The sequence below is a fragment of the Vibrio sp. Vb0598 genome (assembly GCF_033338935.1).
GTDB lineage: Bacteria > Pseudomonadota > Gammaproteobacteria > Enterobacterales > Vibrionaceae > Vibrio > Vibrio alginolyticus.
Window position 1 is genome coordinate 16,205 of sequence record NZ_JAWOTP010000009.1, and the last position, 14,365, is coordinate 30,569.

10 protein-coding genes are annotated in these 14,365 nt (G+C 44.1%); 4 read left to right on the forward strand and 6 right to left on the reverse strand.

Going from position 1 to position 14,365, the window contains the following annotated elements; all coding sequences use genetic code 11:
• Positions 1-2: 2 nt before the first annotated feature.
• Positions 3-2,072, forward strand: coding sequence for a DNA helicase IV (gene helD, locus R7Q38_RS11170; protein ID WP_053349176.1), 2,070 nt, complete (start codon positions 3-5; stop codon positions 2,070-2,072).
• Between the two features lie 77 nt (positions 2,073-2,149).
• Here helD and R7Q38_RS11175 read toward each other — a convergent pair whose 3' ends face one another.
• The gene (locus R7Q38_RS11175) at positions 2,150-2,605 is read right to left on the reverse strand and encodes a methylglyoxal synthase (RefSeq protein WP_005376571.1); all 456 of its coding nucleotides are present in this window, start codon (positions 2,603-2,605) and stop codon (positions 2,150-2,152) included.
• A 64-nt stretch (positions 2,606-2,669) separates the two neighbouring features.
• The gene (gene torT, locus R7Q38_RS11180) at positions 2,670-3,719 is read right to left on the reverse strand and encodes a TMAO reductase system periplasmic protein TorT (RefSeq protein WP_318114242.1); all 1,050 of its coding nucleotides are present in this window, start codon (positions 3,717-3,719) and stop codon (positions 2,670-2,672) included.
• Between the two features lie 43 nt (positions 3,720-3,762).
• On the opposite strand from torT, the gene torS reads away from it, so the two are divergent.
• A complete protein-coding gene (gene torS / locus R7Q38_RS11185; RefSeq protein ID WP_262638389.1) occupies positions 3,763-6,726 on the forward strand; it encodes a TMAO reductase system sensor histidine kinase/response regulator TorS in 2,964 nt (987 codons plus the stop codon).
• 50 nt (positions 6,727-6,776) lie between these two features.
• On the opposite strand, the gene R7Q38_RS11190 is transcribed toward torS, so the two are convergent.
• The 3 genes from R7Q38_RS11190 to R7Q38_RS11200 form a co-directional block, all read right to left on the reverse strand.
• Positions 6,777-6,968, reverse strand: a complete 192-nt coding sequence (locus R7Q38_RS11190; RefSeq protein ID WP_005376565.1) for a hypothetical protein — start codon at positions 6,966-6,968, stop codon at positions 6,777-6,779.
• 18 nt (positions 6,969-6,986) lie between these two features.
• Positions 6,987-9,341: a fatty acid cis/trans isomerase gene (locus R7Q38_RS11195; protein ID WP_191115928.1), complete on the reverse strand. Its 2,355-nt coding sequence runs from the start codon at positions 9,339-9,341 to the stop codon at positions 6,987-6,989.
• Positions 9,342-9,421: 80 nt separating this feature from the next.
• On the reverse strand, positions 9,422-9,808 hold the full coding sequence (locus tag R7Q38_RS11200; RefSeq protein ID WP_005376561.1) for a winged helix-turn-helix domain-containing protein: 387 nt from the start codon (positions 9,806-9,808) through the stop codon (positions 9,422-9,424).
• Positions 9,809-10,114: 306 nt separating this feature from the next.
• Here R7Q38_RS11200 and R7Q38_RS11205 point away from each other — a divergent pair, with 306 nt between their 5' ends.
• Positions 10,115-11,662, forward strand: a complete 1,548-nt coding sequence (locus R7Q38_RS11205) for an arylsulfatase (RefSeq protein WP_005376560.1) — start codon at positions 10,115-10,117, stop codon at positions 11,660-11,662.
• 134 nt (positions 11,663-11,796) lie between these two features.
• Here the strand turns inward: R7Q38_RS11205 and R7Q38_RS11210 are convergent, their stop codons facing one another.
• Complete coding sequence (locus R7Q38_RS11210) at positions 11,797-12,654, reverse strand: LysR family transcriptional regulator (protein WP_005376559.1); 858 nt, start codon at positions 12,652-12,654, stop codon at positions 11,797-11,799.
• Positions 12,655-12,795: 141 nt separating this feature from the next.
• Between R7Q38_RS11210 and R7Q38_RS11215 the strand changes: the two genes are divergently transcribed.
• The gene (locus R7Q38_RS11215) at positions 12,796-14,322 is read left to right on the forward strand and encodes an arylsulfatase (RefSeq protein WP_017635363.1); all 1,527 of its coding nucleotides are present in this window, start codon (positions 12,796-12,798) and stop codon (positions 14,320-14,322) included.
• The last annotated feature ends 43 nt before the right edge of the window (positions 14,323-14,365 follow it).

Below are 14,365 nucleotides of genomic sequence, written 5' to 3' on the forward strand. Positions count from 1 at the left end.
TCATGCAGCTTACTGCCACTAGCAAAGCACAGTTTTTTATTCAAAATGAGTACCATCACGTCGAAATAAAAGAGAACAGTGTTTTATTAAGCTCGATAGGCAGTGAAGAACATATTCCTTTTACGATCTGGAATGGCAAAGTTAGCGTAAAGCGTGGGTTATTATGGAGCTCTTTACAGTTTTTTGCTCATGAACACGAAGGCAAACAACAAAGCTGGCTAGTCCAAGGTTTACCGTGGCCACAATGCCGAAAGTTCGCGCTTGAGGCCGTTCGTCAATATCAAGAGTGGCACAACACTCAGTGCCGAAAACTGGCTGAGTATCTACCTAAGTGGGAAGAAGAGCTTTACAAACTAAAGCACTTACCTGCTTACTTATCGCATTCTCAAGTGGTCTCCTGGGTTGAAAGCCTTAACCAAGAGTTAAGCGAGATGAAAACCACCCTAGAAGAAGCCAAAATGCGAATGCCGAATCGTATGTCGCAAATAGAGCCTTGGCTCATTGATACCTCTGAGGCGCTTGGTGAGCGTAATCGCGATTGGCTAGAAGCAGAACGTCCAAATTGGGAAGTGCTGTTTAATCAAATTGAATCCTCTCCTTTGAATTTATCCCAGCAATATGCGGTATTGCTCAACGACGACCACAACTTAGTTCTTGCTGGGGCCGGCTCGGGCAAAACCAGCGTTTTAACCGCACGAGTTGCCTATTTGTTGCAAAGCCATCAAGCTCAAGCAGAAGAGCTTCTCATGTTAGCGTTCGGTCGTGATGCGGCGACTGAAATGAAAGAACGCTTAGTAGATAAAGTGGGCATGGCGGCAGACGGTGTGCGCGTAAACACATTCCATCAGTTGGGTTTGTATATTCTTAAACAAGTCGAAGAGCAACCTGTCGAAATTAGTCCTTTAGCGTTGGACGAAAATCAACGAACAGCATGGTGTGTAGACTGGTTGAAAAAACATTGGATGACACCCACCAACTTTAAACGTTGGCAAAAACATTTAGACAAATGGCCGATTGCGTACCTAAAAGGGGATGATGAGTTAGGAAGCCATTCAGAAAATCCAAAACTGATCGCTTGGCTAGATTCGCAGCTGTCTCATTTAGCGTCGGTAGGGTTGACCAAAAAGCAAGTACAAGAAAAGCTCGTAAACCACCAAGACTATACGCGTTTAAATAGTGAACTCGCCTTATGCTGGCCATGTTTTACAGCGTGGCAGAAAATGCTTAAAGAAAGCAACCAAGTGGATTTCCCAACCATGATCAGTCGTGCGACAGATTATGTGAATAAAGGAAAGTTTGTCTCGCCATGGCGCTTTATTATGGTCGATGAGTATCAAGATATCTCTCCAGACCGTCTGGCATTGATTGAAGCACTGTGTGAATCCACTCAGAAACAAGCAGGTGCGACGTTATTTGCTGTTGGCGACGATTGGCAAGCTATCTATCAGTTTGCAGGAGCGGATGTCGATCTTATCACTGGTTTTAAAGAACGCTTTGCTCACTCAACCGTTCATCACTTAGATACAACTTATCGTTTCAACAATCAGATTGGTGATGTAGCGAATACATTCGTGCAGCAAAACCCATCGCAGTTGCCGAAAACACTAAACAGCCACATACAACGCAAGCAGAAGAGCGTACATACCGCGCCGAGCAATCAAGTGGAAAAGATCTTGGATCACTTGAATCAACAAGCCAAGCAAACCAAGTCAGTTTTATTGCTAGGACGTAACCATTATCATAAGCCCGATTTGTTCGACGATTGGTTGCGACGTTTCCCTAATCTCGATATTCGCTTTATGACTTGCCATGCGAGTAAAGGACGCGAAGCTGACTTTGTGATTATTCTTTCTGTGGATGAGGGGCAATTCCCCGCTAAGAAGAAGCAAATTCACATTGATGGTGCGTTGACGGAGTCCAAAGACAAATTCCCTTACGCAGAAGAGCGCAGGCTATTTTACGTGGCTATTACACGTGCGAAAGAGAAGGTTTGGATCACGCATACTGGCGCGGGATCTGCATTCGTTCAAGAGCTCGTTAATGGTGACTATCCCATAGTGACTTCCCGTTAAATGCAACGTTTAGAATGTTAAAAACAGCAAGGGCGATACTTGGTATCGCCCTTGCTTTATTTGGTTGGCATCAAAGCTTACATGCGCTCAGCAAGATAGGCTTCGTAATCCGGTACTTCGATGTCTACTTCTTGCTCAAGAAGAGGGGAGTTAAACAGGAACTTAGCGGTGGCTCGGTTCGTTGCTACAGGAATATTCCAAACACTAGCAATACGAAGAAGCGCTTTAACATCTGGGTCGTGAGGTACGGCATTCAGTGGATCCCAAAAGAAAACGAGAACGTCGATTTTGCCTTCTGAAATGAGAGCGCCTAGTTGTTGATCACCGCCCATCGGACCACTGATCATGCTCTTGATCGCAAGTCCAGTTTCTTTACTCAGCATGTGTCCTGTCGTGCCAGTTGCGTAAAGGAAGTGACTCTGTAGCTTTTCTTTGTTTTCTTTTACCCAGCGAAGTAGCTCAGGTTTGCAGTTGTCGTGAGCGACCAAAGCCACATGTTTATGGGTTGGCATGGTACGAATGGTTTTTTGCATCAAGATGTTTCCGTTTGTATGATTTTAAAATTGTTGTGACTCAATAGAACACGTTTTTGGTCTTTCAATCAACAGCCTTAACACGGAATGTCGGCCTATATTCTGACGGAGATAACGATTCTTCGATCGTGTCGTCATGAAGCGTCTTCGGAGTCAGTGGTTTGATGGTTGGTGAGGCATGTTTGTCATAAGCTTCACCCCTTAAGTAATGCGTTGCTTTCATCACGGAAAGCCGACCTTGCTGCACCATTTTATCTGTTGGTGCGAAGAGCACTTTGTTACGTAACAGGCCTCGATATACACCATGACTTAAGTACACAGAAACTAAACCGATCTCCTCAGCTTTGCCGGCACTGCGCAGCTCACTGATGGCCGCTTCAATCGCCACTGCACTGCCAACAATGTAATCTATATTTCCCATATCGATCACACGTTGAACTAGGTTACGTTGTAACTCCTTGTCGTTGTCTGCCCAAAATGAGTCAACAATGTTGATATCACTTCCTTGTATCGCTTCATAAAATCCGGCAGTAACGGGTTTCGTACCACCACGAGTTCGCGGCCCCAAAAGTAAGGCAATGTTGGTCTTTCCTGACCCCTTTGGATGACGAGCTGCCAAATATTGACCCGCTTCGTATCCCATCCAATGCCAGTCAACACCGACAGTCCCTTTTAGCAACTCACTTTGTTCTTCATCCAAGTCGAGTTGGTTCACAGTAGCAAAAACGGGAGTATTCCCTACCCAATTTTTAAGTGAATGCTCGTAAGCCTGTGGGTCCACGGTCCCAAGGATAACTGCATCTGCTCCCCATTGGTTACACAGTGCGAGTTGTTGTTCTTGACGGGTTTTGTTTGGGTAGCCGCCCGCTTCAAGAACTCGTAGCTCGACACCTTCTCTTTTCGCTTCGGACACCATTCCATAGTTTACTGACAACCAGTATGAATCCTTTAGGTGAGGGTATATTGCACATATTTTCTCTGCGGCAACCGCTGGCAAAGAAGCAACGAGGGTTAAAGTGGCTGCAGAATGTTTGAAAAATGTGCGAAATGCGTGTTGATTTTTAACCATGAAATGAAGTTCGTTGGCATAGATTAAGTAAACACTGCAAAATATAACGTAATATGTCGCTGAACACGAACATTAAGGTCATGAAAATATGCTGCTAGCAACTGCAAGCATCGGTCGTAAACTTTTGTTGTCTTTCATTGCGATGGCAATACTGGTCATGTTATCGGCACTTATTGGTGTGTCTGGATTTTCTTTGGTTGCCAAAACCGAAAGAAATGTCGTGGATTCTGCGATTCCCGCCATGATTGAGGCGAGACAAGTCTCTGAGTTGAGTACTCGTATTATTTCGTCTGTACAAATGTTGTCGAACGCAAGAAACGAGCAGGAAAGAAAGGAGTCAGGGCGAGTGCTGTTCGAACAGCTCGAGTCTTTACTCACTCACATCAAGGAGCTCGGGAGTGAGTCGTTCGATTCTCAATTGTTAGAAGCTTTAGAGAATAACGTCCAGAACGTTATCGACAATTTGGCAGAACTCGGTGTTTCGGTTGAAAAAAAGCTGTGGCTTGCAAAAGAGATAGATACTCGTGTTGAAGAAATGCGTCTGCTCAGTGAAGAGCTAGAACAACTAACTCGTACGCAAGTTCAGAATACAAGCACCATTGCTGTTGCTAACGTCACGCATATTTATGACTTATTAGAATCGAATAAAAAATCGCAAGTTTATCAGGCGCTAGATGCACTGGTGGAGGTCGATCTTGATCTGACTGAGCGATTGCATGAACTGCACTTGTTGGCCTTTAAAATGTTGAATCAGATTGAAGAGGCTCGGACATTAACGAATATTGAGCGAATTCAACAGGTTCAAAGTGATTTCGATAGCAACCTCAAAATCATGCAACGCCGTGTACTCGCTGTGGAAGATCCTACGCGCTCTAAGCAAATGAGCCAACTGCTCATAGAGCTTGGTAAGCGTCAGGTCGTATTTTCTATACTGATGCAGCAATACGAGAATAACGAACAGTCACAACAACTGATGCAAAAGACATTAGAGTTGTTCTCAGAGCTTAATGGCACGGTCAACAAATTGGTTGATGATTCAAACAAAACCACTACCGTCGCTGTAGACCAATTGACCAGCACACTGAAATTCGCTCAGTGGTCTCTAACCGTTATTTCAATTGTTGGTTTGATTGTATTGGTGCTGATTTTATGGCGTGTGGTGTACCTTTCTGTTGTGAAGCGGTTAGCGGAATATTCCGCTGCGTTGCTGTCTGTGGCACAGGGTAACTTAGCGGTTGAGTTGGAAGTGAAAGGCAAAGATGAGTTGGCGCATATGGGGCAGGCCATCATCACGGCTCGTAATACCGCGCAAGCACTAAAAGTGGTAGCAGAGGGTGAAGCTCAAGCCAAGCGAGAGCTTGAGGAGCATAAAGAACATTTAGAAGAGCTTGTTGAGCAACGCACTTCGCAGTTAAAACGAGCAAACCGCCGTTTGAATGAAGAGGTTTTGAATCACGCTAAAGCTCGCAAGCAAGCAGAGCAAGCGAGCCGAGCAAAATCGGCATTCTTGGCGACGATGAGCCATGAGATAAGAACGCCAATGAACGGAGTGTTGGGGACAGCACGCTTGCTGATTGACTCAGGCCTCAACCCAATTCAAAAGCGTTATGCAGAAATCATTAATCGTAGTGGTAAAACGCTGCTCGCGATCCTTAATGATGTACTGGATTACTCCAAGATTGAAGCGGGGCATTTAGAAATTCGTCACATGGGCTTCGATTTACACCAAATGGTGGAGGACACTTTCCAGTTAATGAACAGTCGAGCACAAGAGAAGAAGCTGCTGTTCTCCTACCATATTGAAAGTGATGTTAGTCGCTACTGGAAAGGGGATGTCACCAGAATCAGTCAGGTGCTGAACAATCTCGTTGGTAACGCGATTAAGTTCACTGACGAAGGAGAAATTGATATCTACGTTAGCCTGAACCCTGAGGACGAGTCGCAAGTCCTGTTTGAAGTATCAGACACTGGAATAGGAATTGCCAAAAAATACCAGAGAACGTTGTTTGATGCCTTCACGCAAGCTGAAGGTGGGATGAGCCAAACTGGAGGCACGGGGCTTGGACTTGCCATCAGTAAGCGAATCATTGAAGCGATGGGCGGTGTTTTAGAAGTCGATTCCGAAGAGGGAAATGGTAGCCGATTCTGGTTCTCTATTCCGTTAGAGGAAAGCGAACCTGTTGAAACAGGAACCGTGGCAACCGCACGTTGCAAAGTGAAAGCAAAGGTCTTGCTGGTAGAAGATAATGAAGTCAACCGAGTGGTCGCGGAAGGTTTTCTAGAAAGCATGGGGCATCAAGTCGTGATGGCAGAAAACGGCTCACAAGCAGAGCAACTGATCAGCACACAAGATTTTGATATCGCTTTGGTCGACATCAACCTCCCTGATTGTGATGGAACTGAGTTGATCCAACGCTTAAAGCGGATTGAGTGTGATAAGCCGGCCAATAAAGCGCTTGCCGTCACGCCAATGATTGCAGTGTCTGCGCACGTTTTTGCGGAAGAAGTTGAGCGCTATCTAGCCGCTGGTTTTGACGGATACTTGCCTAAGCCATTGGCAAAAGAGGCACTCGCGGCATTGATTCAGGATGCGCTAGACGGAAAGCCGTTGTTGTTGCCACAAAATGCCGACTGTACCCCGTTTGATCAAATTTCGCCTCAAGAACAAGAGCTACAATCAAAGGTCGTTCAAGCACCCCAAAAAAAGGAACCCGATGTGGTTATCATTAATCCGAGCGTGATTGAGTCCGATATGAAAATCTTGGGCAGAGATAAGATGTTGCACATTATTAATCTGTTTAGATCCACCAGCACTGATGTATTAAGCAAACTGCAAGCGTCTGCTGAGGACAATGATAGTAAAGAAGTAAAGAACCTTGCCCATAAATTAAAGGGCAGCGCGGGAAGTTTAGGACTAACTGCATTAATGAACGCTTGCCAAGCAATTGAAGCCGCGGCTCAACCTTTAGATACCTATAATGCGACTAAAGATGATTTAGTTTCTCAAGTGTCTGCATCAATTCAAGCTCTGGATGAGTTAATGGCGAAGTAATCCATCGAGCATTGAAAATAAAAAAACCTCCGGCTTTCCGGAGGTTTTTTCTATTCGGTCATGTCATCTTCCCACTCGAATCGAGTGTCTAGGGCATAAGGGTCATCATCAAAAGGATGTTCCACTTTGCCACGCAAGTATTCGAGTTGATGCTCAAGCATATTGACCGTTTCGTAGTCTCCCTCAGAACAAGCAACGTAAATCTGTTGTTCAAGAGCGGCAATGTTATCTCGGATACCCATGAGAACCCCCTTAAATCATCATCGATTCTCAAAACGATTATAGTCAAGTAATCCAAATTCGATCGGTTGTTTTGTACGGTACCAATTGTGTAAACGATCGCTAAATGACCAGAATTTTTCTGAGCTTCTACGAATCGCAAAATTATCCAATAACTTAACGTAATCGGACTCGTTTTGGATGGCACTAAATTGATCGACAAAATCTTTTACTTGGTTTTCGTTGATCGAGAAAAATGCCGCAGGGTAGCTTCCCACAACGCCGCGTACAATGGTCATGTCATCGTTAGCAAAGTCACGGTTACTTTCTTCATCAAACAAGCTAGAGATGTTTGTGTGTGCATTGTTGTGAAGTAAGGTGAACAATTCATCTTCCCCTGATTTACTTCTCACCATAAGCATAGTGATTTGCGGAACGGTTTTCAGGCCTTCACCACGAACGTGGTCAATACGTTTTAGTTGCTTTTCACTACTCGCAGAAAGAGCCGTGTCTTGAATTTCGTAGCGAGGCAGAAGCACATCTGAGACATGTTCTCTCAACAACTCCACCAACTCCGTTTTTGGATCGTCACTCTTATACTGAACGCTGGTTGGTTGGTTAAACGGCTTCACATTTCGTTGTAAAAAGTCACTCAACTGCGGGCTTTGATCTTTATACCAGCTAGATTGAAGTTCATGGCGCATATCGGCGGGTAACAACGAGATAAAGTTACTTTCGCCTTCTAGACGCAAGAAGTCCATAAACATTCGTGTCATGAGCTGGTGGCCGAAGTTACCGTAAACGTCAAACCCAGCAACAAGCAAATAGTGGATACGCTCTAGTAACGCGTAGTCAAGAATCCACACTGTTTTAGGCTGTTCACCAACTAACCCTTGAACAACAGAAGCACTATCAAAATGGCGGAATATCGTTAATGCCGCATTATGGTTGGTGCCATTACCATCCCAAATTACTTCGGTGGATAGGTTTTCACCTTCTTTAAACCAGTTATTAGTGAACTCAGATTTAGCCTCTAGGTAGCGAGCTTGTTGACGCGCGTACTTGACCCAGTTGGTAACAGGTAGCGTGTTACTTTCTTGCTCTGCCGGTAGTTTTAGATTATCAGCCTGAGATCGGTAAAACTCATTTACTTCTGGGATGTCTGCTTTATCTGGATCAAGGAAAAACACCCAAAAGCGATCATTGATAACATTCAATGCCAGTTGGCCACGACAAACTGGGCCTTTGATGTATGCCATTATTGTATTTTGTGCATTATCTAGCATGAACTTAAAGCGCGACTTCACTGGAAGGTCGATGAATGATGTCATCGGGTTTGCAGCAACTTCTGGTTCATAACTCGGTAGCTGACTAACCATGTAATCAGCATCAATAAACCAAGTTTTCCAGTTCTCTATGCGTTGCTTGTTTAACGCGAATGGCATGTGAGTTTTATCTACTATGGTCCCTTGCTCTGGAATAATTCGATAAAACACACGTTCAACCCCTGGATCATCGTACGGGCGACGCGTTGAAATACGTTTGACGGGCTGTCCTGGTGGTGTAGCAGAGCGGACGAGCGTGAAGAATCGGGGATCTTCATCGAGTTCCGAAAAGTAGAGATGAGATAAAAACAAATGCTCATATATATACCTAGCCATCAGCTGATTTTTCAAATCAGAGTGGTTAAGTAATGCTTCGTACTTATCTATTTGCGCTTGCTCTTTCTCACTAACAGGTCGGTGAACGTTCATTATTGCGCCGTTTTCCAACCAAGTCATGAGTGTGTGGTATTCACTGTTTGATAGGTTTGGCATACCAAAAGGCATTCCCCAGGTCGGGTTATCCTTTTCGTATTGCTCGTATTCTTCAATCGTCGGACAGGTTTGCTCTCGGTCTATCGAAAAGTCAAAGCCTTCTAACTGGACTTGGTCAGGCAATGGGTGGCGCTCTTTTTGTTGTAGCAAACGTGCGATAAGGCCTGCATCAATGTTGGCTGCCATGCTTTGATCACGTTCGTTGAGAACCGGATGAAAACCCGCATCGCGCCACTCTTGGGTTGTTTCTGCATCTTCGAATAAGCGTGTTGGTGCTGCGGCTGTGAGTCTTGTTCCTTCATATACCAGTGCTTTACTCGCACCACGGTCAATGCCCTCAACAGAAGAGAGCTTAAGTTGACATGGTGCATCGTAGCACGCGTGGCAGACGACACAGCGGTTATCCATAATGGGTTTAACTTCGCTTTGGAAGAAGTTTGCTTGAGGGGTTTCCACGTCAACTGTGCGTTCACGCACGAGCTGTGGACCAAACAGTTGGTCATAGTTAAGACCAGCATAGGTTGCACAGCCGGCAAACAAAGTAGCAATGCAAAGTGTAAAAATTAAGCGCAAATTCATTGAGTTATTTTACGTGATTAGAATTTGCATTAATTAAAGCAAAATAAGCGGTCAATTACCAAAAGTTGGGTCAATTAGCGTTAATTTTTCTGTTGATTGTCTGAGCGCTTGAAAATGTAACCCTGGCGGTGGACTGTCTGAATTCTGTCTGTTGGAACGCCTTCGTGAACTAGACGCTTTCTCATTCTGCTCATGTGCATATCGAGTGCTCGATCATGTTCAGTAAATTCACGTTTTAGTACTGTTTCGTAAAGAAAATGCTTACTAAGTACTTGATCTTGATGGTGAGTGAGAGTTTGCAGCAGCTTAAATTGAATGCTTGTTAACTGAACAGATTTCTTGTTTGGCAAGTAATTGAGTACCACAGAGTGAGTGCGCTTATCTAGTAATAGCTCTTCATCATTATGGTGAACGCCGTTGTGTTGGCATTGGGAAGTTTTTCCATTTGAAACCTTGGAGTCAAGCACACGGATACCTTAATTATTAATAGTAGTAAAACGTATTATCATTAATATTTATGTAAAAGCAATCAGGTACTTTATGAGCACTGTGATATGCGTAGACAATCTTAATACTTGAGATTAACAGTAGTGATGAATGGTGCGATGGCGCTCTGAACTAAAGTGCTATTGGAGTGCGTATTAGCTACAAATAACGGTGTAATGTTAGGCAAAGATAGAAAGAATTCTCATTTAGTAAATTCGCTTATCCGCTATTTGTGAACTATACATTCTGTTGCAGGAAGCACTTTTCTAATACACACAGAGGTTTATATGACAGCGAAATATGGCGTTAAACGCCGATTAGCGATTCTTGCCGCCGCTTTAATCGGTGCGACAAGTAGCAGTATCGCAGCAGAGAAACCAAATATTCTCGTCATTTGGGGTGATGATATTGGCCAGTCCAATCTCAGTGCTTACACGTTTGGCTTGATGGGGTACAAAACACCAAATATAGACAGTATCGCCAAAGAAGGCATGATGTTCACTGACTATTACGGTGAGCAATCTTGTACAGCGGGCCGTTCTACTTTCATTACGGGCCAAACCGTTCTTAGAACAGGTTTGAGTAAAGTGGGGCTTCCAGGTGCTGATCTTGGCTTGAAGGAAGAGGACGCAACCATTGCCGAAATGCTGAAGCCGATGGGCTATATGACAGGGCAATTTGGTAAAAACCACTTAGGTGATAAAGATGAGCACCTTCCTACTAATCACGGCTTCGATGAATTTTTTGGCAACCTTTATCACTTGAACGCCGAGGAGGAGCCAGAAAACGTCGATTATCCTAAAGATCCTGAGTTTCGTAAAAAGTTCGGTCCGCGCGGCGTTATCCGTTCGTACGCTGATGGCAAAATTGAAGATACAGGGCCTCTAACTCGCAAGCGCATGGAAACCGTGGATGAAGAGACGTTAGATGCGGCACTCGACTTTATGGATCGTGCCGTCAAGGCTGAAAAACCTTTCTTTGTCTGGTGGAACGCAACTCGTATGCACTTCCGTACTCATGTGAAAGAAGAGAACTCTGGAAAAACAGGTATCAGCGAGTATGCAGATGGTATGGTCGAGCATGATAACCATGTAGGTCAGCTACTGAAAAAAGTGGATGATTTGGGTATTAAAGACAACACAATCGTCTTTTACTCCACCGATAATGGCCCACACATGAACTCGTGGCCAGATGCAGGTACAACGCCATTCCGTGGAGAGAAAAATACCAACTGGGAAGGTGCGTACCGAGTTCCTGCGATGGTACGTTGGCCAGGTAAAATTAAAGCTGGCTCTGTTTCGAATGATATCATGCATCACATGGACTGGATGCCAACGTTTGTTGCTGCCGCGGGTGATGACAATATCAAAGAGAAATTGCTCAAAGGTTATAGTGCGAATGGTAAGAAATTCAAAGTTCACCTAGACGGCTATAACTTCCTACCATATTTGACTGGTAAAGAGGATAAGGCCCCACGAGAAGAAATTTTTTACTTCTCAGATGATGGAGACTTAACTGCACTTCGCTATAACAAATGGAAGCTGGTCTTTATGGAGCAACGAGCAAAAGGCACGTTGCGTATTTGGGCTGAACCATTCACCACACTTCGTGTTCCTAAGATCTTCAACTTGCGTATGGATCCTTACGAAGTGGCTGATATCACTTCTAACACTTACTACGATTGGATGCTAGACCGTGCTTACATGCTTGTTCCTGCGCAAGCTTACGTAGGCAGATTCCTTGAAACGTTTAAAGAGTTCCCACCAAGGCAAAAAGCAGCAAGCTTCTCGCTCGATCAAGTGATGGAGAAACTAAAAGAGAACCCAAATAAGTAGGAAAAGCTAAGTGAAGTATCACATATAGAGAGAGGCTCATTAACGTGAGCCTCTTTTTTATCTGTAAAATTCTATCTATTCAGGTTTGTAGAAAGCTTGATGACGAAAACGCCTAACGCTTCAATTGACAAGAGTTATAAACAAATTGGTTCGTAGTGGGCTGCCGTTAAGTTGGCTTTGATTTTTTCACGTAGAGCGATGTGGGCTGGGTTGTTTACCTCTCGCTTATGGTAAACGAACTTGTAAGGGATAGAGCGTATCGAAATGGGGCAGGGCAAAATTTGAAGTTTGAGCGCTTTGCTCCACTTGTTTGCAAAAGATTGAGAAACGATCCCTAAACTGTCTCTTTGGGCGACATACAGCGCCATGCCCGCTAGCGAAGATGTGATCAAGTCGACTTTTCTTTCTTGAATTGTTTCCTTTGCTAGTTGCTCGAACCCCGACATGTTGTTCCATTTTCCTGAAAATAAACAGTGAGTTTCCTCATAAAATTGCTCTTTTGTGAGCGTGCCGTGTACACGGGGATGGTTCTCACGACAGATAACCACGGCTTCTTCCTCATAGGCATCTTCAATAATAAACGCTGCATCTTTCGTGATCACCGTATCGATTACTAGATCGACTTTTTGTTGTCTTAACAGCTCAAATAATAGGAATTTTTCGGGTGGTGATTCATAAAAAATAGTGTTCTTTATCGGGTCCATAATGTGCAACAAAATTTCCGAACAACACACTTCAAAATGATTTCTATCAGATATCGCATTGTCAATAATACTAACCGCTTGCTGGAATTGCGGCAGTAATTGATAAGCGGTGGAGGTTAGTGCGATACCTCGTCCTTTTTTAACGAATAATTGCTTATCTACGACTTGCTCTAAACGCTTTATTGCAGCGCTCACAGCAGGTTGTGTAAGCCCTAATTGTTCCGCGGCTTTTGTATAAGATTGAAACTCCGCAACAACAAGAAAAGTTTGGATCAAATTCAAGTCCATAACATCACTCATAAATTTAATTTATAGGTTAACTAATTTTGACTGCATTTATCGCCTGAAATTAGTGCTTTATCTTATATCAACAATGGTATTGAAAAGCGAATACCGTTTTTTACGCACTAGCGAACTCTTGGAGATAATATGAAAAATGCGACCAAAACGAGCAGTAAAAAACTCGTACTTAACGCATGTACGTTAGCTTTGGGCGCTGCATCTGCAGTTGCACATGCAGCGGACAAACCCAACATTCTTGTCATCTTTGGTGATGATGTTGGTTACTGGAACCTTAGTACCTATAACCAAGGCATGATGGCGTACAACACGCCAAACATCGATAGCATTGCTAAAGAAGGTGCGAAGTTCACTAACTTCTACGCACAGCAAAGCTCGACAGCAGGCCGTTCTGCATTCATCACTGGTCAAATGCCAAAACGTACAGGTCTATCAAAAGTGGGCTTACCAGGCGCTCCGGAAGGTATCTCGGAAAAAGATCCGACGATTGCAACCGTGCTTAAACAAATGGGTTACGCAACCGGACAATTTGGTAAGAACCATTTAGGTGACCGAGACGAGCATCTTCCTACCAACCACGGTTTTGATGAATTCTTCGGCAACCTATACCACTTGAACGCAGAAGAAGAGCCAGAGAACGTGGATTACCCTAAAGATCCGGAGTTCAAGAAGAAATTTGGCCCTCGTGGCGTTATCCATTCTTACGCTGACGGCAAAATCGAAGATACCGGTCCACTAACGCGTAAGCGTATGGAAAATGTTGATGGTGAGTTTCTTGATGCCGCAGAGAGCTTCATAGAAAAGCAAGTAAAAGCGGACAAGCCGTTCTTTACTTGGTTTAACACCACTCGCATGCACAACTTCACACATGTTCCTGAAGAATACCAAGGTAAAACAGGTGCCGGTTTCTACGCGGATGGTGTTAAGCAGCACGATGACCAAATCGGTCAGCTACTTAACAAGATCAAAGAGTTAGGTGTGGATGACAATACAATCATTGTTTACACCACTGACAACGGCCCTATGGTTGATTTGTGGCCGGATGCAGGGATGACACCGTTCCGCTCAGAGAAAAACACTGGCTGGGAAGGGAGTTTCCGTGTGCCAATGTTGATTAAATGGCCTGGAAAAATTGAGGCAGGTAAAACATTCAACGGCATGATGTCATTAGAGGACTTTTTCCCGACACTAGTTGCTGCGGCAGGTGATACCAAAGTTAAAGACGAACTGCTAAAAGGCAAAAAAGTTGGCGATATGGACTACAAAGTTCACCTAGACGGTTACAACCAACTGCCATATTTAACGGGTAAGTCAGACAAATCCGCACGAAATGAGTTCGTTTACTGGAGCGACGACGGCGATCTTGTGGCATTGCGCCAAGGAAAGTACAAGTTCCACTTTATGATTCAAGAGAATGAAACGGGTATGGATGTATGGCGTAAGCCGTTCACTAAACTTCGTGTGCCACTGATCTTTGACTTGAGCATTGATCCATTTGAACGAGGCGATCAAGGCATGGGTTATTCTCGTTGGATGTACGAGCGTTCATTCTTAATGATGCCAGCAATGGATACAGTGAAAGAGGTGATGGGTACATTCAAAGAATTCCCGCCTCGTATGGAAGCAGGTTCGTTCGTACCTAAGTCTTCTAAGTAAATTAAGATTATATAGCGCTTTTTGGAGCGCTATATACCCAAAT

What these genes read in the sequence shown, in the direction of transcription:
- helD (WP_053349176.1), top strand. Translation starts at nt 3, where the DNA reads ATGCAGCTTACTGCCACTAGCAAAGCACAGTTTTTTATTCAAAATGAG.
- R7Q38_RS11175 (WP_005376571.1), bottom strand. Translation starts at nt 2,605, where the DNA reads ATGCAAAAAACCATTCGTACCATGCCAACCCATAAACATGTGGCTTTG.
- torS (WP_262638389.1), top strand. Translation starts at nt 3,763, where the DNA reads ATGCTGCTAGCAACTGCAAGCATCGGTCGTAAACTTTTGTTGTCTTTC.
- R7Q38_RS11190 (WP_005376565.1), bottom strand. Translation starts at nt 6,968, where the DNA reads ATGGGTATCCGAGATAACATTGCCGCTCTTGAACAACAGATTTACGTT.
- R7Q38_RS11195 (WP_191115928.1), bottom strand. Translation starts at nt 9,341, where the DNA reads ATGAATTTGCGCTTAATTTTTACACTTTGCATTGCTACTTTGTTTGCC.
- R7Q38_RS11205 (WP_005376560.1), top strand. Translation starts at nt 10,115, where the DNA reads ATGACAGCGAAATATGGCGTTAAACGCCGATTAGCGATTCTTGCCGCC.
- R7Q38_RS11210 (WP_005376559.1), bottom strand. Translation starts at nt 12,654, where the DNA reads ATGGACTTGAATTTGATCCAAACTTTTCTTGTTGTTGCGGAGTTTCAA.
- R7Q38_RS11215 (WP_017635363.1), top strand. Translation starts at nt 12,796, where the DNA reads ATGAAAAATGCGACCAAAACGAGCAGTAAAAAACTCGTACTTAACGCA.